Origin of the sequence: Catellatospora tritici, from assembly GCF_019083965.1 — a bacterium.
Classification (GTDB): domain Bacteria; phylum Actinomycetota; class Actinomycetes; order Mycobacteriales; family Micromonosporaceae; genus Catellatospora; species Catellatospora tritici.
In genome coordinates this window covers 1-20,150 of sequence record NZ_JAHRCY010000022.1, presented here as the reverse complement: position 1 = coordinate 20,150, position 20,150 = coordinate 1, and the positions used below count along the sequence as shown (strand labels likewise).

At 68.6% G+C, this 20,150-nt stretch carries 20 protein-coding genes; 14 read left to right on the top strand and 6 right to left on the bottom strand.

Going from position 1 to position 20,150, the window contains the following annotated elements:
• Positions 1–147: 147 nt before the first annotated feature.
• Both KUA19_RS34000 and KUA19_RS33995 read right to left on the bottom strand, forming a co-directional pair.
• A complete protein-coding gene (locus KUA19_RS34000; RefSeq protein WP_217402822.1) occupies positions 148–2,043 on the bottom strand; it encodes a hypothetical protein in 1,896 nt (631 codons plus the stop codon).
• Positions 2,028–2,837 (bottom strand): ABC transporter ATP-binding protein, encoded by an 810-nt coding sequence (locus KUA19_RS33995; RefSeq protein ID WP_217402820.1) that lies wholly within the window; start codon positions 2,835–2,837, stop codon positions 2,028–2,030. The genes KUA19_RS34000 and KUA19_RS33995 overlap by 16 nt, the downstream gene beginning before the upstream one ends.
• 54 nt (positions 2,838–2,891) lie before the next feature.
• On the opposite strand from KUA19_RS33995, the gene KUA19_RS33990 reads away from it, so the two are divergent.
• Entirely contained in the window at positions 2,892–3,458 is a 567-nt protein-coding gene (locus tag KUA19_RS33990; protein ID WP_308167809.1) for a sugar O-acetyltransferase, read from the top strand.
• Here the strand turns inward: KUA19_RS33990 and KUA19_RS33985 are convergent.
• Entirely contained in the window at positions 3,453–3,674 is a 222-nt protein-coding gene (locus KUA19_RS33985; protein WP_217402819.1) for a hypothetical protein, read from the bottom strand. The genes KUA19_RS33990 and KUA19_RS33985 overlap by 6 nt on opposite strands.
• A 263-nt stretch (positions 3,675–3,937) precedes the next feature.
• On the opposite strand from KUA19_RS33985, the gene KUA19_RS33980 reads away from it, so the two are divergent.
• Entirely contained in the window at positions 3,938–4,843 is a 906-nt protein-coding gene (locus KUA19_RS33980) for an ABC transporter ATP-binding protein (protein WP_217402817.1), read from the top strand.
• Positions 4,840–5,793, top strand: a complete 954-nt coding sequence (locus KUA19_RS33975; protein WP_217402815.1) for an ABC transporter permease — start codon at positions 4,840–4,842, stop codon at positions 5,791–5,793. Before KUA19_RS33980 ends, KUA19_RS33975 begins: the two co-directional genes overlap by 4 nt.
• A 205-nt stretch (positions 5,794–5,998) precedes the next feature.
• On the opposite strand, the gene KUA19_RS33970 is transcribed toward KUA19_RS33975, so the two are convergent.
• The gene (locus KUA19_RS33970; RefSeq protein ID WP_217402814.1) at positions 5,999–7,093 is read right to left on the bottom strand and encodes a winged helix DNA-binding domain-containing protein; all 1,095 of its coding nucleotides are present in this window, start codon (positions 7,091–7,093) and stop codon (positions 5,999–6,001) included.
• Between the two features lie 306 nt (positions 7,094–7,399).
• Here KUA19_RS33970 and KUA19_RS33965 point away from each other — a divergent pair, with 306 nt between their 5' ends.
• Positions 7,400–7,975 (top strand): Chromate resistance protein ChrB, encoded by a 576-nt coding sequence (locus tag KUA19_RS33965; protein ID WP_308167808.1) that lies wholly within the window; start codon positions 7,400–7,402, stop codon positions 7,973–7,975.
• Positions 7,968–8,378: a YkvA family protein gene (locus KUA19_RS33960; RefSeq protein ID WP_217402813.1), complete on the top strand. Its 411-nt coding sequence runs from the start codon at positions 7,968–7,970 to the stop codon at positions 8,376–8,378. Before KUA19_RS33965 ends, KUA19_RS33960 begins: the two co-directional genes overlap by 8 nt.
• Positions 8,379–8,824: 446 nt before the next feature.
• Here KUA19_RS33960 and KUA19_RS33955 read toward each other — a convergent pair whose 3' ends face one another.
• The gene (locus KUA19_RS33955; RefSeq protein WP_217402810.1) at positions 8,825–9,322 is read right to left on the bottom strand and encodes a hypothetical protein; all 498 of its coding nucleotides are present in this window, start codon (positions 9,320–9,322) and stop codon (positions 8,825–8,827) included.
• 164 nt (positions 9,323–9,486) lie between these two features.
• On the opposite strand from KUA19_RS33955, the gene KUA19_RS33950 reads away from it, so the two are divergent.
• Both KUA19_RS33950 and KUA19_RS33945 read left to right on the top strand, forming a co-directional pair.
• Entirely contained in the window at positions 9,487–13,059 is a 3,573-nt protein-coding gene (locus tag KUA19_RS33950; protein ID WP_217402808.1) for a CHAT domain-containing protein, read from the top strand.
• Between the two features lie 304 nt (positions 13,060–13,363).
• Positions 13,364–14,530, top strand: a complete 1,167-nt coding sequence (locus KUA19_RS33945) for a polysaccharide lyase family 7 protein (RefSeq protein ID WP_308167807.1) — start codon at positions 13,364–13,366, stop codon at positions 14,528–14,530.
• Positions 14,531–14,593: 63 nt separating this feature from the next.
• On the opposite strand, the gene KUA19_RS33940 is transcribed toward KUA19_RS33945, so the two are convergent.
• Entirely contained in the window at positions 14,594–15,643 is a 1,050-nt protein-coding gene (locus tag KUA19_RS33940) for a LacI family DNA-binding transcriptional regulator (protein ID WP_217402805.1), read from the bottom strand.
• Positions 15,644–15,878: 235 nt separating this feature from the next.
• On the opposite strand from KUA19_RS33940, the gene KUA19_RS33935 reads away from it, so the two are divergent.
• The 7 genes from KUA19_RS33935 to KUA19_RS43385 form a co-directional block, all read left to right on the top strand.
• A complete protein-coding gene (locus KUA19_RS33935) occupies positions 15,879–16,223 on the top strand; it encodes a cupin domain-containing protein (RefSeq protein WP_217402803.1) in 345 nt (114 codons plus the stop codon).
• Positions 16,224–16,470: 247 nt separating this feature from the next.
• Positions 16,471–17,094, top strand: coding sequence for a GNAT family N-acetyltransferase (locus KUA19_RS33930; protein ID WP_217402802.1), 624 nt, complete (start codon positions 16,471–16,473; stop codon positions 17,092–17,094).
• 11 nt (positions 17,095–17,105) lie between these two features.
• Positions 17,106–18,248 (top strand): ThiF family adenylyltransferase, encoded by a 1,143-nt coding sequence (locus KUA19_RS33925; RefSeq protein ID WP_217402801.1) that lies wholly within the window; start codon positions 17,106–17,108, stop codon positions 18,246–18,248.
• A 336-nt stretch (positions 18,249–18,584) separates the two neighbouring features.
• Positions 18,585–18,962 carry a DUF2089 domain-containing protein gene (locus KUA19_RS33920; protein WP_254550537.1) on the top strand — a complete coding sequence of 126 codons (378 nt, stop codon included), beginning with the start codon at positions 18,585–18,587 and terminating at the stop codon, positions 18,960–18,962.
• Positions 18,959–19,219: a hypothetical protein gene (locus KUA19_RS33915; RefSeq protein ID WP_217402800.1), complete on the top strand. Its 261-nt coding sequence runs from the start codon at positions 18,959–18,961 to the stop codon at positions 19,217–19,219. Before KUA19_RS33920 ends, KUA19_RS33915 begins: the two co-directional genes overlap by 4 nt.
• Positions 19,220–19,230: 11 nt before the next feature.
• A complete protein-coding gene (locus KUA19_RS33910; RefSeq protein WP_217402799.1) occupies positions 19,231–19,653 on the top strand; it encodes an SHOCT-like domain-containing protein in 423 nt (140 codons plus the stop codon).
• A gap of 294 nt (positions 19,654–19,947) precedes the next feature.
• Positions 19,948–20,150, top strand: a 203-nt coding sequence (locus tag KUA19_RS43385; protein ID WP_308167806.1) for a pentapeptide repeat-containing protein, incomplete at its 3' end; no start/stop codon positions are given.

The following is a 20,150-nucleotide window of genomic DNA, read 5'->3' as shown; positions in this document are numbered from 1 at the left end:
GATCGACACGGCCCCGGAGAAATCTTCGCCGCGACACGCTCGCCCACGACCGGCACCATTAACCCAGCCACAACCGCCGACGGCGGGAAGGGCGTTCGGTGGGCCACAGTTGGCGAGGTCGCCGTGTCCGGGGCCGACGGGACAGACCTACTCGAACTCCTGGTCGGCGCGGATCGACGGCAGTTCGCTCGAGCGGCCGGGAGCCCGCCGGATGCTCTTGCCGGTGAGCCGGATCGCTCGACGGAGCAGGTGGATCCCGAGCAGCACCATGAGAACGGCCACCGGCCAGCGCAGCGGATCCGGGAAGTACAGCGCCAGGAACCACAGCTTCAAATCGGCACCGGCGAGCAGGATCACCACAGGCACCAAGCCCTGCGGGAAGAGGCAGAGTGGGCCGAGGACCCAGGAAAGCACCGCGACAAGGCTCTCCCGTCCGGACAGCTTGACCTTGGGTACGTCGCCCGTGGGCGCCGCCGCGGCGACGGTCTTCGCGGCACGCCCGGTGCGCATCAGGAACAGCATCTCCGGGCCCTTGGCCCGCAACCGGATGATCGCGACCCGCCCCAACCACCACCCCAGGAAGACGCCCGTGACCAGCCCGACCGGACCACCGGCCCACCGCAGCGCGGTGTTGTCGAACACGGTGCCGAGGATGACCATCACGACGGCCGGCACGGGCGGCAGCAGGCCGACCCAGAACAACACCTGCGGCTGCCACAGGGTCTCGGCCTGCTCCAGCGGGTTGTCCGGCCGTTTGTGCGCGTCCGGGCCGGGCGTCAGCGCCACGACCGAGGTGAACACGGCCAGGCCCACGCCGCCACCGAGCAGAGCGGGCACCAGTGCGAGCACCCACGGCCAGGCCCAGGTGTACCCGCTCCAGAGCGTGAACCCGATCGTGACGGCGACGGTGAGTGACCCGAACACCAGCAGGTACGCCCACTGTCGGCCGCGCAGGTCCTCCCGTTCGGTGCTGGTCTGCAGGGTCAACCACAGCGCGGTTCCGTCTTCGGCGTAGAGGTTGCAGGCCACCGTGGCCGCCATCAATGCGATGGCCGGACCGGCCCACGGAAGCGCCGCCGTCCAGCCCAGGGTCAGCGGCAGCGACGCGGTCCCCAACGCCCATCCGAGCACGATCGCCAGCATCTGGGTCCGCGCCGGGTCGCGCCACCAGGTGCGCAGTTCCTTGCGGACGACGGCCGTGGTGCGCCCCGCGAGCAGGGGCCGAGTGGCGACCGGCGCGTGGCTGCCGCCGCGGATCGTTGCCCGGCCGTGGCGGAACGACCCCAGCGTGCGACTCCAGCCGAGCAGCAGCAGGCCGATCAGCGCGACCATGGCAACCAGCAGACCGACCACGCGCCACCACTGTCCATCGCGGGCGAACTCGACGGCGGCCACGCCCCATCCGGACGGAATCGCCCGCACAACGGTCGAGTATCCCGACGGGAAACCGGTGGCGAGCACCTGCGAGTAGGCGATCGCGACGACGACGATCCAGCCGGACTGGGTGAGTACCAGGAACGCCGCGAGCAGGAGCCCGGTGAACGCCGAACCGACGCGCCCCCGGGCGATCAGACCGAACACGCTGAACGATGTGCGGGACAGCAGGACCACCACCACCAGTTGCAGCGCGGCCGCCGGCACCGCGACGAGCGCGGGCAGCACGCCCTGGCGGATGCCGTACACGACAAGGCTGAGAAACGCCAGGGCGGTGACCGCGGCGGTGACGCCGACGAACGCCGCGCCGAGCAGGCCGACCGCCAACTGCCGGCGCGGCGCCGGCAGCAGCGCGAAGTGCTCGACGCGCAGGACCGACGAGGCGCCCCACACCGGGCCGGCCACCCACCCGAGCAACCAGACCAGGTACGCCGTGGCGAGCAGATCGGGGACCACGCCAGGCCCCGACGGGTCCACCAGGCTGAGCCAGACGGTGGTGGCGGCGGCCAACAGGCCGAGCACACCGCCGGTGATCATCAAGGCGGCCCGGCCGCCCGTCATCGAGTTGCGGATGATCGCCAGCTTCATCCGGATCAGGACGCCAACCACGACAGCCCTTCCGAGGCTCGGGCGTCGCCGCCGGCCAGCCGGACGAAGGTCTCCTCGAGGGAGCCCCCGCCACGGACCTCGTCGAGCGGACCGGTCGCCACCACCTTGCCCTTGACCATGATGGCCACCGTGTCGCAGAGCTGCTCGACCAGCGCCATGACATGGCTGGACAGCACCACCGAGCCGCCGTCGGCAACGAACCGCGCCAGGATCGCCTTCAACGCCACCGCCGACACCGGGTCGACCGCCTCGAACGGTTCGTCGAGCACCAGTAGCCGGGGCGCGTGTAGCAGCGCGGTCGCCAGGCCGATCTTCTTGCGCATGCCGGTCGAGTAGTCGACGACCAGCGTTCGTTCGGCATGCTCCAGGTCCATGATGGCGAGCAGTTCGCGGGTCCGCTCGGTGATCACGGTCGGGTCCAGACCGCGGAGCTGGCCGAGAAACGTGAGCAGCTCCCGCCCGGTCAGCCGCTCGGGCAGCGCGAGGTTGTCCGGCAGCACGCCGATCAGTGCCTTGGCCCGTACCGGGTCGGACCACATGTCGACGCCGAACACCGCCGAGGTGCCGGCGTCGGGGCGCAGCAGCCCGACCGCCATCGACAACGCCGTCGTCTTGCCGGCACCGTTGGGCCCGACCACGCCGAAGAACGATCCCGCCGGGACGGTGAGGTCGACCTGCTCGACCGCGATCTTGTCGCCGAATGTCTTGGTCAGGCCGGTGAGAAGGAGCGCCGGCGGCACGTCGTCCTGCGCCGACACGCGCGTGCCGGCGGCCTGCCTGATCGGTTTCGGCATGGCTTCCCTCGGCTGACTCGGAGACCGGTGACGCAAGCCGTGCCAGAATAGCCAGTGCGCAACGAGCAACGCCTACGAACAGGCACGCCCGAGTCACGAGCGTTTGCGGAGCGCGTACAGCTCGTCATGGGCCTCACCTCGCGCCTCAACGCACTGCCGTTTGACGACCTGGACGCGCGCAGGGCGGTGCTCACCGAGATCTTCGGCAAACCCGTTGCGGACTCTCTGTCCATCCTGCCTCCGTTCTATTGCGACTACGGGCTTGGCGCGTCGTTCGGAGAGCGCGTGTTCATCAATCAGGGGTGCTTCTTCCTCGACTACGGGGGAATCACCATCGGCGACCGCGTCCTGATCGGTCCGAGAGTGACTCTGAGCACGCCCGGGCACCCAGTCGAGCTCGACGAACGCTATGACTTCATCACACACGCGCCCATCGTCATCGAAAATGACGTCTGGATCGGTGCTGCGGTCACGGTCGCCCCTGGTGTGACAATCGGCCGGGGTTCGGTGGTCGGCGCGGGCGCCGTTGTCGCGAAGGACATTCCGCCGCTGAGCGTGGTCACGGCGACAAGCGTTGTCGAGCGCAAGCGCCTGAAGTCGGTGTCCACCGAAACCTCATGAGCTGAGGTAGGCCAGCACTGCGGCGACCCGGCGGTGGTGTTGGGCTGGCCGAGCCTGGCGAAGATGGAGCTGATGGGTTGCTCGATTGCGGACGCGGGCGCGGAACGCGTGCGCGACCTCGATGTCCTCGGTGGCGTGCGGCCTCCGGATGTCGGTGATGACCGGGCCGGGGCGCTGCCGGTCGACCGCCTCGACCAGCTCCGGCGCCGTCGCCACGACCGCGCAGACTTCGACCTCACCGCCGTCGACGAGCCGCGCGCAGCCCTGTGCGCGCAGTCGATGGTGTCGGCCGACCCCGTCGGGGTCGAACCTGCGGCCGTTGTCGTCGACGCGCCAACCCGCTGGTGTCGCGCTGGGGCTTGGGCGCCGTGGCCAGGCCGGTCGCCGCCAGGCCGGGCCACCTGTACTTGCGTGGGGCCGATACCTAGAACTACTATGCATCACGCTTCTACGTATCAGGCGGAAAGGGGAGCTGGCCGATGGCCGACGACGGTATCGCTGTCAGCGGGCTGACCAAGCTTTACAAGAACGTGCGCGCGGTCGACGACCTGTCGTTCACCGTCAGTCCCGGCCGGGTCACCGGTTTCCTGGGGCCGAACGGCGCCGGGAAGACGACCACGCTGCGCATGGTGTTGAACCTGGTCCGCCCCACGGCGGGAACCACGACCATCGGGGGACGGCGCTACGCCGATCTCACGGATCCCATCCGCAAGGTCGGCGCGCTCCTGGAGGCATCGGGCGCGCACCGCGGCCGCACCGGCCGCAACCACCTGCGCATGCTGTGCGACGCGGCGGGGATCCCCGTCAGCCGGGCAGACGACGTGCTGGCCACGGTCGGGCTGACGCCTGCGGCGGACCGCAAGTTCAAGGGGTACTCGCTGGGCATGCGCCAGCGCCTGGGCATCGCCGCGGCGCTGCTGGGCGACCCGGACGTGCTCATCCTGGACGAGCCCGCCAACGGTCTGGACCCCGAAGGCATCCGGTGGATGCGGGACCTGCTCAAGTCGCTCGCCGATGAGGGCCGCACGGTCCTCGTGTCGAGCCACCTCATGTCCGAGATGGAGCTCCTCGCCGACGACGTCGTGATCATTGCGGCGGGAAAGCTGGTCCGGCAGGGTCCGATGGCCGAGGTCATCGACTCGGCCGGTGGGGCGCAGATGCTCGTGCGCACGCCCCGTCCGGAGGCGCTCATCGCCGAGCTGGGCGCGGCGATCACGGCCACGCGCATCGAGGGCGGGGCGCTGCGGATCGTGGGCGCGGACGGGCCGACGATCGGTGCGGCGGCGATGCGGGCGGGCGCCGAGATCCATGAGCTGACCGTTGAACGTCCCGACCTCGAGAACGTGTTCCTCCAGTTGACGGCCGGAAAGGCAGACATCCGATGACCGCGACACTCCAGGCGCCCCCGGCCGCGCCCCGCCCGGTGATCGCCCACGTCGGCATCCCCGGACTCCGGCTCGTCCGCAGCGAGATCCGGAAGATAACCACCACCAACGCGTGGTGGCTGTTCGGCATCGCGTCGTTGGCCTTCACCGGGCTCGCGCTGTGGGTCAACATCGCCGAGGCGGCCGAGCACATCGCCCGTGCGCGGGACACCACGCAGGTGTTCCGGCCGGGGCGCGGCATGAGCGCGGCAGAGATCGCCGTGGCCAAGGCAGAGTTCGCGCAGCTGCACGATCTGCATCTCCAGGCGGTCAACGCGGCCGGCAACATCTTCACCAGCGGCCAGTTCTTCGGCCTGCTACTGGTGATGCTGCTGGGCACCCTCGTCATCACCAACGAATTCCAGTACCAGACGGCGACTGCCACGTTCCTGACCACACCGCAGCGAACCCGTGTGGTGTTCGGCAAGCTCTTGGCCGTACTCGGCCTCGGGGTCCTCTTCTGGCTCGTGTCGCGGGCCGTGTCGTTCGCGGCCGGGCTGCTGTTCTTCCACAACATCGGCCTGACGAACTCCCTGACCGAGTGGCCGGTCCAGCGCGCGATCATCTTCAACCTGGTCGCGTACCTGCTGTGGGCGCTCCTCGGCTTCGGGCTCGGCACGCTGATCCACAGTCAGATCGGTGCCGTCGTCACCGCGATGCTCATCTACCTCGGAGGTTTCGTGGGCGGGATCGGCGTGTTCAACCTCATCCGCACCTATCTCATCCACGGTGACTGGGTGCTGACGTCAGCCGTCATCATGCCGCCCATCGCGTCGCAGGTCATGGTCTCGCCGGAGAAGCTGTATCCGCAGGCCGCGCAGTGGTGGGTCGGCGTGCTGGTCATGACGGCCTGGTCGCTCATCGCCGGCGCCGTCGGCATCATGCTCAACCGCCGCCGCGACATCACATGACAACGTGGTGGAGGAGCGAGACCGGTCGAGCGGCGCACGCAGATGTTTGAGCGGGCATGCGCCATTCACGGTGCCTGCCTGGGCGAGTCGCATCCCGATGTCGTTTCCACCGGCGCTGCCCTCAACAGCCTCATGGCCGCCTGATCGCCTCCGTCAACCGTCAGAGCTGCGCCGCGTGGCGGGGTGGAGCGGCGGCGGCTCGGCGTTACCAGCGGGAGTTGAAGCGAACGTCGCGGCGAGTGGCGTCGGGGGCGGCGAAGGCGAGCAGCCGCTCGCCCTCCTCGGTCAGCTCCTGCACGTCGCGGGTCGGGATCTGGAACAGCGGCCGCACCACCAGCGTCGCGGCGCCCTTCTTGCGATCGATCGTCCAGATCGCCCGGACGAAACCGTCGACCAGCACTGTGCCGGGAACGACCCCGGGTACGGCGAACACGTCGCGCCGATCCCGGTCGTCCATGATCCGGGTGCTGTCGTCGTACGCGGACAGCGTGGCGTCGAAGTCGGCGAGGTAGCGCCCGGGCGCCGGGGTGTCCGGGTGCGGCAGCGGGGCGTCGGGCACGTCGAGCAGCTCGCTGCCGTCCTCGCTCCGGTAGTCCACGAGCCGGTCGCCGAGCCGCTCGACGACCTCCCGCAGCCCGCCCAGCCCCGACCAGGCCTGCACGTCGCGAACCGTCGCCGGCCCGAACGCGGCGAAATACCGCACGACCAGGTCGTCGAGCGACATTCGCGGCCCGTCGCCGGCGCCGAGCCAGTGCTCGGCGCTGGTGTACGCGGGCTGCCCGACCGCGCCCCACAGCCCGTGTGGCGGCACCTGCACCAGCGCCACCCCGGCCCGCGCCGCCGCCCCGAGCGCGGCCGGGTCGGCCTCCGGCCACTGTGCCGCCAGCGCCGCGCCCAGCTCCTTGACGGTGTACGGCCGCTGCTCGACCAGTGCCCGCCCGGCCTCGACGACCTGGCCCGGGTCGGCGCCGCGCAGCCGCTCGCGTAGCGGGTCGGATAGGCTCCGCTCCTGCACGACCTGTAGGAACGGCCGGATGTCCATGGCATCTCGGGCGCTGACCAGGTGCGGCGTTGCCCGCATCAGCGGGGTGCGTACGGCCGCCCGCGAGGTGAGCAGCCCTGACAGGTCCTCGACCTGGAATTCCCGCAGCCGCGTCCACAGTCCGACGTACGGCGGGTTCGGCGCCTGGGCGGGCAGGCCGACCAGGCGCTCGATCGCCTCCAGCGGCCCCAGTGGCGAGCGCTCCAGCAGCAGCTGCCGCGCGAGCAGCGCACGGTTGAGATCGCGGCGGGTCAGCATGGGTGGATCATTTCACGGGCAGGTGCCCGCCTCCCGCATCGGCATGGCGGTGCCCTCGCCCGTGCCTGGTCCTTGGGGATCGCGCAGCCATGCTCGTGCGCGACCTGCGATAGATCACGGTCAACGGCCCGCTGGGTGTGTTGGCGGCGTTCACCTTCGAGGCCGTGCCCGGTTTGCGGCAAGGCCGGCCGGTGCTGAGTCGCTACAGCATCTGCAGCACTCCGCTGTCGCACCTTCACTGACGATGCATGAGGTGCTGGTCGCCGCAGTGGTCGGTCGGGTGTAGCAGTTGTTACACTCGCTGTTGTGACAGTGGGTGAGCAGGAGTTGGCGTGGCTCACCATGGTGGTTCGGGTGCCGGCGAACCCCTCGCGCCACCGTGTGGCGGTGTGGCGGGAGCTGCGGCGCGTCGGCGCGGTCCCGCTCGGTGGTGGAACGTGGGCGGCGCCGGCGGCGCCGGTATTCGCCGACGGTCTGGCCAAGGTCGCCGACATGGTTCGCCGCGCTGACGGCCACGTGCTGACCCTCGACGCCCGCCCGCACTCCGCCGCTGACGCGCAGATCCTGATGGCGGAGTTCAACGCCGCCCGCGCCGCGGAGTGGACCGAGTTCGTTTCCGAGTGCGACAAGTTCGACATCGAGATCGCCAAGGAACGGCGTATCGGCAAGCTCACCGTCGCCGAGCTCGACGAGGAAGAGCACAGCCTCGACCGGCTGCGCCGCTGGTGGCGAGACCTCAAAGCCCGCGACATCTTCGCCGTCACCGAAGGCGTCGATGCCGAAGAGCGGCTCAAGCGCTGTATCGACACCCTCGATGCCTACGCCGACGAGGTCTACCGAGCAGTGCACGCCCCGCTGGCAAGAAACGACGCCGATGCGTGACTGGCTGATCGGCATAGGCGCCGCCATCGCCCTGCTGCTGGCTTCCTGGGGAGTGCTGATCATGGCGGCCCGGCGGCTGCCGCCCGGCATTCTGCGGGACCTGGCCGCGTTCATCCCGGACTGCGTGACGACTGTGCGTCGGCTTCGCAAAGACCCCCGCGTACCACGCAAGGCCAAGATCGCCATTATCCTGGCCGGGATCTGGGTCGCCAGCCCCATCGATCTCATTCCCGAGTTCATCCCGGTCATCGGTCCGCTCGACGACATCATCGTGGTGGCCCTCGCGCTGCGCTATGCCGGACGCCAAGTTCCCCGTGATGTGCTGCTCGCGGCCTGGCCTGGTGAGCCGCGCCTCATCGAACGCCTGCTCGGCCGGCCCCGCGACCTGCCGTCGGCACCTTAACCACCCGACCCGACCCCGCCCACCGGGTACGGGTTCCCGAGTACCGGATGCAAGCCTTATCGGGTTCGGCTCCGATGTAGCCAGGCATTGGCGGGATCCGGTCCACCTGCGTCGTCGCCGTGGTGGGTACGCCTGGCGGGCGACTGGCTCGACGTGGTCCATCCATGCCTACAGGAGACACGCCTTTCCGGATCCGAGAGTGCAACCCCGTCGAAGCTCGGATGGAACAAGGCTCGTGCGAGAGCATTCGAAGATGCGAGGGGGAGATGGCAATCCACATTCGCTCAGCTACGCGCTCGCCTTCATGGTTCGTCCGAGCCGCTGTTTGCCGCTCATCCCCACGAGCTTGCAGTGGCAATGAGATACCCCACTGGATACCGAATCATCACCCGGAGATCAATGTGGAGGCGGGCAATACACCACCGTGCGGTGGCCGCACGCGGTGTTCAGTTGGGGCCGCTTCGGAAGAGCCGGACCAGCGACGCCAGCGGCCCCTCGACACTGTAGTACTCGGTCTCGGTGGAGGAACTCGTGCTTCCATCGGGCCGGGTCTCCTGCGTGGTTCGCGTCCTCTTGACGCCGCCTGTGGCCAGAAGATACATGCCATAGATGGAGGTCAAGGCGAGCATCGCCACCTCCAGTACGGGAAGCTTCGATCTGGCTCCATCGACGGCGCGCTTGATCGCCGGTCGTTCGGCCGCGTCCGTCCAGGCGGCAGACAGCACCGCAGCGGCCGCCAGGTACATCAGATTGGGGTCACTCTCGATCGCCAGTAGAGCCTCGGGCAGACGGGCAGGATCGACCATCCCGGAGCGGACCTCCGCCTCGATCTCATCTGTGTCGAGATAGTCCGATTTCTCGGCCAAGTAATAGCGCGCTGCGACCTGGACCGCCTCACGGTCGGCGCCGACTCGGCGCATATACGCGTCGAATGACTCATCCATGCTCAACCACCCCTGGTCCGCGCGCTCGCCGTCGGACAGTATGGCATGGCGCGCGTGATACAGGTTGGAGCGAGCGAATGAGACGTTGTCGGCAGTGCGGTTCGCCAGAGCCGTTTCTCAATGATCCGGCCGCCGCTGTCGTAGTACGTCGCCACGACGCTGTGATGCTTGCGGAGTTCATGCTCGGAGGGCTCGAAGCCGTGCACTGCGCGGTGTGTCGCAGCGCGCTTGCCGTCGCGCCCACGGTGCTTTTGATCGATGACCGCGAACTCTCCGCGTCGTACGTTGCCGGGGACCTGGCGACGTCGGCACCGCAGGGCCTCGCGGACGCGTGGCTACGTCATTTCAAGGAGCTGGAGCCGGGCCGGATCCCGGTCTTCCAGCGGCACCCAACCGTGAACGCACTACGCCAGCACATGTTGGAGGTCCTGCTCACCGACGTCGCGCAACCTGTCCTTCTTCTCTACCTTGCCGATCCTGCCCGCTACAACATGCTTCTGGACAGGCGGTGGGGCGACATCTCCGCCAGGCTGCTCAACGATTCCGAAGTGGTGCTCGCGGTCCTCCACGGAGCACCGCAGATCGCGGCGGTGTTCACGGGGACGTCGAGACGCGGCGACCCGGCAACTCTGTGGGATCTGGCACAGACACTTCCATGGCTGCTCGATCTGCACATGCGCATTCTGGCCAAACTGCTGGACACCTATGCGACCGGGCAGGCGCAGAAGCCGCTTGAAGCCGCACTCCGCCGGCATGTTGACGGAGTGAGTGGGCAGTTGGCGGCCATGCTGCACGAAACAGTCGCGGAGCTGGCGCGCGCCAGGATGAGCGGGTCACCTTCGATCCTCGTCTATCTGATGCTCTGTATGGAGGAGTCGCTGGCCGGAGCCGTGCAGCTGCCGGCGGCATTCCCGGTGGACTGGGCTCTGGCGTACTTCAAGTTCGAGCTGCAACTCCGGATCGATGGCGACGGCGATTCACCCCTGCAAGTGTTGCGGATCGATCCAGCTCGGGCGGCGAGGTCCATCACCAGGGACGCGGCATGGTCCGCCCTATCGGAGCTCGCACCGCGGTTCCTCGATGCGCATGCGATCACGGGAGGGCCGACACGCCGTGAGCTGATCTTGCTGGATGAGGTCGCGACGGCTGCCGGATTTCCGGGTCTTGTCCAGAACGTGTTGTACGACCATCTGCACAATGCCGACCGCCAGGTGCGCCAGGACGCCCTCTTCGACTTCATCGCCCGACACGCGATCAGCGGAGAGGTCGACGCACTGCTCGACTCGGCGCAGCTGCGCAACGCGGCGGACGTGCTTGCCTCAGCGGGTGACGGCGAAGCGCTGTGTGCGGCCGCGGACGAGGTCGTGCGCTGCTTCGGAACGTCGTCGGACGTGCGCGCCGCCGCCGATGGCTTCCTCGGCGTATGGCTGCCGCGCGCGAAGCGATCGGACCTGCTGATCCGGCGCATCGGAGCCGAACCGCGAACCTGGGAGAGTGACATTTCGGCTCTGCGGCGTGCCCGGCTGGACCTCGGCCGCGCCGCCGTCCTCGAGGACCTGGCGAGAGTCGCCGATGCGATCGCCGTCCTCAAGTCCGCGCTGGTGATCTTGGCGGCGGACGGAACTCCAGCCGAGACTCTCGTGGCGAAGGTCCGGCTGGCCCGGCTCCAGGCTCTCGGCGGGCGGGGTGATGAGTCGCTGCTGCTGCTTGGCGACCTGATGGCGAGCGGTGCGCTCGATCCGGACCTGCTGCTGGAACTCACGATCGCCTTCGCCGAGCTTGGCCGCTCGGACGACGCCATTCAGTGCATCGAACGGGCGATCGCCCTGGTCACCGCTCCTCGGCGGCGCGCCGAGTTCGAGTTCACTCGCGCCCACCAGCTGTCGTGCGTGAACCGTCGACAGGAGGCGCTGGAGGCGTTGCTGTCGCTCGATCGCTCGCAGTGCCCGGGTTCGTACGCCGCGCTGTTCGCGGAAGGCTCCGCATGGTCGAACCTGCTCAACGCTCGTGACACGACCGTGCCGGAATCCGCGCGCGAGCGGATCGGCCAGACGATAGACGATCTGGAAAGGGTGATGGCCACCGCGGAAAGTTCGGGCGATATGGCCAACTACGCCGGGGCCGTCAGCATCGCTGGGCACCTCAAGCGGGCATCGCCTGCCTACGACGGTGCGGCGGCGACCACCGAGGAACTCGACCGACTGGCCCGGCACGGACTGCCGCCACACGCCTCGACCCTCGTCAAAGCGGCCGCGTACGCATACTCCGCCGACAACGCGGTTGCCGCACGCGGGTATCTGGAGGTGGTGCCGCCGACGCTCGCTCGCCGGTTCGGAATGATCGTTGACCTTTCCGAGATCACCGAGGCGGCAGGCAATCTGCTGCTTCCACTGGCTGCGGCAGCCCGTGCCGCCACAGGCGACCTGGCGGATCTCGGCGCCGTCGACTGGCATGATGTCCGCTTGATAGCCGATCTCCAGCGTGACTCACTCGGGCGAGCGCGCCGGATCGCGGCCGGGGGATCGCCGTGGCTGGCGAGCAGGCTGTCTGACCAGGAGCTCATGGCCTGTGCCGCCCGGGTCGGACATGACTTTGCGGTGTTCGACTGGTTTCTCCTTGCCCACGACGGTGATGAGACCTCCGGCGGGGCGACGGTCGCCGCGGTTCCCTATCTGACCCGGGTGACCAGTACAAAGGTGGCCACATCGCCACTGTCGCTTGATCCGGAGGTGGTCGATCGGGTCCAGCGACGCCTGCTTAGGCGCCTGATGGACTGGACAAGGGAGAGCCCGGGAGATCCGTTCGACCTTCCGGCATGGCAGGAGCTGCGGCGCCAGATCCTCAGCGGCCTGGACGGCGTCCTGTCCGGGGGCGAGCACGTCGTCATCATGCAGCTGAATCTCGGCAAGCCTGTGTGCTGGCATGCCGCGATCGGAGAACGGTACTCCTGTTCCTACGCTGCGAGTTGGAGCACGATACTCGAACTGCTCGAGCGGCCCGAGCCGCCGCGGCTCAGCCGCGCAGCCGCAGTCGAGGTCTCCCGTTTCGGCGATTCCGACGAGACCGCGGGCGCAATGGCCAGGTCGACCAGCCGGGTCACCAGGATGCTGGACTCGGCGGGCATCACCGTTGCGGCGCTCAGCGGCGTAGCCGCCGAACTGGCTGAGGTCCAGGATCTGCTGCAGCGCTCAGAGCTGGCCGTCGTCCAGTGCCACGGTTATGTCGAGGCCGGCTCGCGGACGGTTGGGCTGGTCCTGGCCGCCGACGGTCAGCTGCCGCTACGGGGACCCAGCACGAGTCCGGACGTCGCCAAGCATGTGGTGAGCTGGCAGAGGATGCAAAGCTGGTCGGCGGCCCCCAGGGTGCTTCTGCTGTCGGCCTGTTCCACAGCGCATACCTACGTCGCACGTTTCGATCAGCCGCTGAGTATCTACGCCGCCCTGCGGCATGCTGGTACGCAGGCCGTCGTCGCGCCCCAGTGGGACCTTCCCATCGAGGCCATTCCCATCATCGAGGACGTGCTCGCGCGGTACCTGGCCGGTGCGAGCCTGGGCGAGGCATTGCGCCAGGCCTGTCGTCACGCCGAACGGGCAGGCAGTAAGCCGTGGGTCGCCTGGGCACTCTGCCTCGAAGGGGACTGGCGTTCAGCGCACGGCGGAGGCCGCAGCGGCATCGGCCCCATCGCGCGCGTTCGGCGTGCGGCCTCCTGGGTGGCGAGGCTGTCAAACAGGTCCTGATGATGCCTGGGCCGGGCGCCTCAGCCTGGGCGGTATGGGCGCGCGCCATCGCGTGGGGCAGTGGCCGGTGGCGATATCGAACATAGCGACGATCCTCGATCGCGTGGTAGGAATTCTTCCGTCGTTGCGCAGCGGATGACGGAAAACTCCACCACCCCCGAGGAGAATCCATGCGACACAAAGCCCTCCGTGCTGTGCTGACCCGACGTCCCGGGCCACTCGGCGCGACAGCACCGGGTGGCCCTATCCGGGGCGCCGCGACGGCCCCTCTTGTCACAGCCCATGCCCCGTACCTGGAGAATCCGTGAAACCACGTCTGGTGTTCATCGCCCTCGCCACCGGCGGGCTGCTGAGCCTGCCCGCGCCCGCCCACGCCGCCAATGTCGAGATCACACCATCCGCCGGGTCGGTCACGGCGAGCACCTCCGACGCCAATGTCGCGACCAACGTCGTCGACAACGACTACGACAGCCGATGGTCCGGTGACGGCGACGGCGCCTGGCTCCAACTTGATCTGAAAGCCAGCAAGCTCGTCTCCCACATCAAGGTCGCCGTGTACAAAGGCGACCAGCGTAAGAACATCTTCGCGCTGCAGTACTGGAACGGCACCACCTGGACCACCGTCTTCGACGGCCGCAGCAGCGGCACCAGCACCGGCCTGCAGACGTTCGACTTCACCGACGTGCAGACCTCGCGGGTCCGATACCTCGGCCACGGCTACATCACCAACAGCGGTGATTCCGGCACCTGGAACAGCGTCACCGAGATCGAGGTCTGGGGTGCCGACAGCGCCGGTGGTGGGGGCGACTGCGTTCCGGCCGACGTGCTGAACCTGACCAACTGGAAGGTGACCCTGCCTACCGGTGCGTCGGAGAGTCCGACGGAGATCAAGCAGCCCGCCCTGGACGGCTACAGCGTCGATCCGTGGTTCAAGGCGACCTCCGGGTGCGACGCCGTGCAGTTCCGCGCCGCGGTCAACGGGGTCACCACCAGCGGCTCGGGCTACCCACGGTCGGAGCTTCGGGAGATGACCGGCAACGGTGCGACCAACGCCAGCTGGTCGTCGACCTCGGGTACCCACACGCTCATCGTCAACGAGGCGTTCACCACGCTGCCCGCGACCAAGCCGCACCTGGTGGGCGCACAGATCCACGACTCCGCCGACGACGTGACCGTGTTCCGGCTCGAGGGCTCATCCCTCTACATCACCAACGGTGACACCCCCCATCACAAACTCGTGACCAGCAACTACGTCCTGGGTACCCGGTTCGAGGCGAAGTTCGTCGTCAGCGGGGGCCAGGTCAAGGCCTACTACAACGGCGTGCTGCAGACCACGATCTCCAAGAACTTCTCCGGCGCGTACTTCAAGGCGGGCAGCTACACCCAGGCCAACTGCTCGAACTCGTCCCCGTGCAGTTCCAGCAACTACGGCCAGGTCCTCATCTACGGGCTGACGGTGACCCACAGCTGACCGGCGGCTGCCACCGCGTTGCCTACCCCAGCGCGTGTCCCGACTGGTTCGCCGTGCCCGTGGTCACCACGGGCACGGCGAACCAGTCGGTGGCTGCGATGTCAGCGCTGGTTTCGGTAGGCGGACGGTGCTGTCGCGTAGGACGAGTTCGGCCGGGAACAGCTTGCGGTGACCGGACACGACGTCGCCGAGCAGCAGCAGCCGCACCGCGGCGGCGGCCATCTCCTCCACCGGCAGGCGCATCGTGGTCAGCGGCGGGTTCGTGCAGATCGCGGCCACACTGTCGTCGAACCCGATGACGCTGACGTCCTCGGGTACGCGCCGGCCGTTGACCGTGAGCGCTTGCACCGCGCCTGCCGCCATCAGATCGCAGGCCACGAAGACGGCGTCGATGTCCGGGTGGTCTTCCAGCAATCGCTGCGCGGCATCGTAGCCGCCTTCCCGGGTGAAGGCAGCGCTGGCGCTGATCTCGGGCAGCCCCAACTGCTGGACGGCGCGCAGGTGGCCGATGCGCCGATCGGCGGCGCAGGTGCTGACAACCGGGCCGTGGATCGCGGCGATCCGGCGGCAGCCGAGGCGGTGCAGCTGCATGATTGCCGCGTACGCCCCACCGATGTTGTCCGCGACCATCGCCGGGACGGTGGCCGCGGTCGGCACCAGCGAGACCACGCGGCGGCACTGGCGGTGGAACCGCGCGGCCAATGCCGGGGGCACGTCGGACAGCACCGCGCCGAGCGTGACACCGGCAGCGATCTCGTCCAACGCCTCGGCTGCCGACTCGTGGCTCAGGGCGTGCACCCGCAGTTGCGCGCCCACGCTCTCCAACATGGGCATCATCCCGGCCAGGACCCGGCTGTAGTACGGGTTCGAGCCCAACCACCCGCCGGGCGGGTTGCAGGTCACGGCGATCACGTCGACTGCCCGTGGCCGACCGGAGGCCAGGGCACGAGCCGCCTCATTGGGCAGGTAGCCGAGCTTGGCCACCGCCTCGTGCACCCGCACCCGCAACGGCCCGGACGCGCCGGGCGCATTGTTGATCACACGCGACGCCGTGGCCCGGGACACGCCAGCTACTCGCGCGACGTCCTCGATCGTCGGCTTGGACCTGCTCATGTGGCCACCTGAACCCTCCGCCGCGTCGGGATAGCGGTCTCCCGAAGATACGGGAGAGAGCGCTCTCACGGGAAGCCCGTCGCAGCGGCGTCGTACCGCATGCGCTGATCGTGGCTGCGGTCCGACTGCCGGTACGTGACCCATAATCGGTCCACACCCCTGCCAGGTGGACCTTCGGGCAAAGCCGCGAAGGTCCGCGATCGGCCGCAGGTCGGACTGACGGAGAGGACAGGACATGGGCGATGAACACCCGACGCCGCAGACGAGAGGTGTCGAGGTTGAACTGCTGGCCACGGTTGATCTCGGTGCCGAGATCGAGGGCATGGATGGGCTCCGGCTGCGGATGCGAATGGTGACCATCGAGCCGGGAGGGGTCTTCGGCCCGGTTCACGATCACAAGGGCAGGCCGGGGACCGTCTACGTGCTGCAGGGAACGATCACCGACCATCGCGATGGGGTCGCCACGGAGTACGGGCCGGGCGTGGGCTGGCCTGAGGATCGGAACACGTTCCACTGGCTCGAGAACAGGGGGACGGTCACGGCGGTCGAGATCTCGGTCGACGTTGTGAGGCAGGAGTAGTCGGTCCCTCGGTCGCGCGTCAGCTTGAAGTTGCGACACCGTCACCTTCGGGAAGTTGACGGTTGCGTGCGGCGAGCGGGCCGTCGCGCTGCCGTGTCGACTGCGTGGCGGATCGGGGGTGTCGACGCGGCTCGATGGCCCTAACCGGCTGGCTGAGGCGGCCACCTGCCGCATCCCATACGCTGCAAGAGATCAGCGGAGATCGAAGTCGTGGCCATGGGGTTCAGCAGACCAAAAGGGGTGCCGAGTGCCCTTTCCGGTGACCATCGACGGTGGCGACATCGTCCTTCGAGAGCTCTGCGAGCAGGACCTGCCCGCGCTGACACGGCTCTACACCGATCCCGACCTGACCCAGTTCATGGGATTCGACAAGCTGACGACCGACCAGGTGCCCGAGGCGCTGCGGGCGCACCTGGCGGCGGCCCGCCGCACGCCCCGCACCCAGTACACCCTGGCCATCACCGTCGACGGTTCACCCGACCTGGTCGGGGTCGTCCGGCTGCTGGTGGAGGAGTACGGCCGCAACGCGATGCTCGGCGGCCTCATCATGATCCCCGAATCCCCGGGCGTGGGCCGGGGCGTGACGGCCTCCCGGCTGCTCATGGCATACGGGTTCGGCCCGCTCGCCCTGCACCGCATCTGGGGCGGCAGGCGCACCGACTACCTGCGCATGCACGAGCGGATGACCCGCCTGGGCCTGGTCCAGGAAGGGTTCATGCGGGAACTGTTCTACACCCACGGCGTCTGGCACGACGTGGTCAGCTACTCCGTCCTCGCCCACGAGTGGAAGCCGGACGGGCCCGAGGTGTCCATCATGGAGTCCATCGTCCCGGCGGCCCTGTCGGCCTCCGGCCCGGCCGGGCTCGCGTAGAAGGAGGACAGGTGACGATCCCGGAACTGCTGGCCGCGCGGGAACGCGAAGGCGATGTGCTCGCCTGGCGCCCCGAGTTGTTCCGGCTGGGCGGCGACGGCGACCGGCAGCGGTTCGAGGAGCTGCTGGTCTCGCGGCGGGTGCGCGAGGTCTGCGACACCTTCGCCGAGCAGGTGGCCGATCTGGTCGCCACGCTGCACCCGCCACTGAAGGGCGATCGCGACCGGCTGGCCCGCCTCGCGGCCGAGTACCTGGGCGGTGCCGAGCCATGGCAGGTCGGCACCTGGGTGTTCTACCCGTGGTCGGGGCGGCTGGTGCACCTGCTGGACCGCGACGACTTCCGGCTGCTGCGCACCGACCGCAACCGGGGCAAGATCAGTCGAGAACAGCAGCACAGCCTCGCGGGCCGCCGCATCGGCGTCATCGGGCTGTCGGTCGGCAACAGCGCGGCGCTGACCCTGGCCACCGAGGGGATCGCGACCGCGTTCACGCTGGCGGACTTCGACACCCTGGCCCTGTCCAACCTCAACCGGTTGCGTGCCGGGGTGCACGAGCTCGGCGTCAACAAGACCGTCATCGCGGCCCGGCAGCTGTTCGAGCTCGACCCCTACCTCGACGTGGACGTCTATCCCGACGGCCTGCACGACAACAACATCAAGCGGTTCTTCCTCGGCGGCAGCGGCCCGATCGACCTGCTGGTCGAGGAGTGCGACGAGCCGCGCATCAAGCTGGCCGCCCGCGAATGGGCGCGCACCTGCCGCATCCCGGTGCTGATGGACACCAACGACCGGGGCATGCTCGACATCGAACGCTACGACCTGGAGCCCGACCGGCCGCTGCTGCACGGCATCCTCGGCCCGATCGGGTCGGCGGATCTGGCCGACCTCAGCCGGACCGAGGTGATCGAAAGCGTGCTCAAGATGATCGGCGAGATCAGCCCGAAGCTGGCCGGCTCGATTCCGCGCATCGGCGTCGAGCTGAGCAGTTGGCCGCAGCTGGCCTCCGGGGTCAGCCTGGGTGGGGCTCTGGTCGCCGACGTCGCCCGACGGGTGCTGCTGGGCGAGTTGCGTGAGTCGGGTCGCTTCTACGTCGACCTGGATCTGCTGATCCGCGACGGTGTCGGCGCCGACCCGCTGCCGGTCGACGGCCCCTGACCCGGGCACGTCGTGTTCGGCGACCGGGCGGTCGGCCTGCCGCACCCGGTCTGGTGAGACGGCGACCGCGTGCGGCAGGCGATGGGTGGAGTGGGCCGCAGCCGTAACGACAACCAGGGCGGGCGAAGCGCGGAGGACTCCCGACGTATCGAACTGAGCGCCCGCAAGCCGCAGCTGACCCACCGGCTGCGCCCGGCCCGGACTCTCGAAGAAGCGCGAATCGGCGGGAGCGGCTAACGCCACCCGCTGGCCGCTTCGTGGCCGAGCGAGAGCGCGATTAAGAAAATTAAGATCAACATCTTGAAAGTTGAAGTATCGGCCGCGTATAACTGAGATATGACGGATCAGACGATGGACTGGCAGGAACTCACGAACCTGACCCGGGGCCGGCCGTTCGTCGTCGAGCGAGTACGCCTCGCCGGCAGCGGCGTGGCGATCGAAGGCGAGTTCGAGCTGCCCCAACTGGCCCAGCTCAGCGTCGAGGACCAGATCTTCGTCACGGCGTTCGTGCGCTGCCACGGCTCCATCAAGGAGATGGAGCGGATCTTCGGGGTCAGCTATCCGACGATCAAGTCCCGGCTCAACCGGATCATGCAGCAGCTCGACTTCGTCGATACCGATCCTGCGCCGTCACGGGCCGACGTCATCGACCGACTGCGCCGCGGTGAGATCACCGCGCAGGAGGCCCTGGCCGCCTTGGACGGTCAGCCGTGATCCCGCAACTGCTGACCGTGCGCATCACCCGCCCGACCGGTCGACCGATCCGGATCTGGCTTCCGGTGCTGCCCGTGTTGCTGGTGCTGTCACCGATCCTGGTGCCGGCCGTGCTCGGGGCGGCCGTGGCCTGCCGCCTGTATCGCGTCGGCGTGGCGCGGGCTTTCGGCGCCGGTTGGCGTTTCGTCTGCGCGTTGCGCGGCATCCGGTTCGACATCGAGCAGGGCCCCATGGCTGTGCTCGTCACCATCCGATGAAAGAGGCTCCGATGAGCGAACATCGCAAGGACATCCTCGCCATGCTGGCCGAGGGCAAGATCACCGCGACCGAGGCGGAGCAGTTGCTCGCCGCGGTGGAACGCGACCGGCCACCGGCGGCGTCGAGCGACGACCCCCGAGCCAAACGTAAGGCGAAGTACCTGCGGGTCGTGATGGACGCCAACGAGGAGGGCGACGCGACGCGGCTCAACATCCGGGTGCCGTTGCAACTGCTGCGGGCAGGGGTGCGGCTGGCGGCCCTGCTGCCGCCGCACGCGCTGGACCGCGCCAACGCCGAACTGAGCAGGTCGGGCATGCCCATCGACCTGACCCAGCTCAAGCCTGACCAGCTCGAAGCACTCGTCGAGCATCTCGACGAGCTCACCGTCGACATAGACTCGGCTGACGCCAAGGTGCAGGTCTTCTGCGAGTAGCGTCCCGGCTCGCTGCCCCTTTCCCGCTCGGTACGCGGGCGGACAGCCGCCAGGCTGATCGCCGTGCGGTGACAAGGCGCCACGACGCTCACCTTGTCCAGGCCTCAGCAGGCGCCCTGATGGGTGTCTTCCCGATCGGCGGATGCCGTCGGTTCCCTTCCCATGCGTCGCTCTCGCCTCCGCGTTCGGCCAGGATGTCCGCGGCATCCTGGTTGCCGGCGGCCGGGCCAGGCGCCGAAGTTCGTCGAATCCTCCTGCTCTGTTGCCGACTCGACCAGCTGGTCGAGGGCGTCGGTGCTGCCCGCGTCGGCCAGCGACCTGACGGACACCAACTTCGACGGCGCCAACCTGGCCGACGCGGTCCTGACCGCCGCCGAACTGAGGAACTCCACCTTCCGCCGGGCACGGTTGGTGCGTACCGACTTCAGCATGTCCGGACTGCACGGGGTCCGGTTCGAAGACGCCGCGCTCACCGACGTCGTCTTCCGCCAGACCGA

Excerpts from the sequence above, each read along its gene's own strand:
- KUA19_RS33975 (WP_217402815.1), top strand. The coding sequence starts at position 4,840 with ATGACCGCGACACTCCAGGCGCCCCCGGCCGCGCCCCGCCCGGTGATC.
- KUA19_RS33970 (WP_217402814.1), bottom strand. The coding sequence starts at position 7,093 with ATGCTGACCCGCCGCGATCTCAACCGTGCGCTGCTCGCGCGGCAGCTG.
- KUA19_RS33950 (WP_217402808.1), top strand. The coding sequence starts at position 9,487 with ATGCTTGCGGAGTTCATGCTCGGAGGGCTCGAAGCCGTGCACTGCGCG.
- KUA19_RS33960 (WP_217402813.1), top strand. The coding sequence starts at position 7,968 with ATGCGTGACTGGCTGATCGGCATAGGCGCCGCCATCGCCCTGCTGCTG.
- KUA19_RS33935 (WP_217402803.1), top strand. The coding sequence starts at position 15,879 with ATGGGCGATGAACACCCGACGCCGCAGACGAGAGGTGTCGAGGTTGAA.
- KUA19_RS33980 (WP_217402817.1), top strand. The coding sequence starts at position 3,938 with ATGGCCGACGACGGTATCGCTGTCAGCGGGCTGACCAAGCTTTACAAG.
- KUA19_RS33955 (WP_217402810.1), bottom strand. The coding sequence starts at position 9,322 with ATGGATGAGTCATTCGACGCGTATATGCGCCGAGTCGGCGCCGACCGT.
- KUA19_RS33920 (WP_254550537.1), top strand. The coding sequence starts at position 18,585 with ATGACGGATCAGACGATGGACTGGCAGGAACTCACGAACCTGACCCGG.
- KUA19_RS33910 (WP_217402799.1), top strand. The coding sequence starts at position 19,231 with ATGAGCGAACATCGCAAGGACATCCTCGCCATGCTGGCCGAGGGCAAG.
- KUA19_RS33940 (WP_217402805.1), bottom strand. The coding sequence starts at position 15,643 with ATGAGCAGGTCCAAGCCGACGATCGAGGACGTCGCGCGAGTAGCTGGC.
- KUA19_RS33995 (WP_217402820.1), bottom strand. The coding sequence starts at position 2,837 with ATGCCGAAACCGATCAGGCAGGCCGCCGGCACGCGCGTGTCGGCGCAG.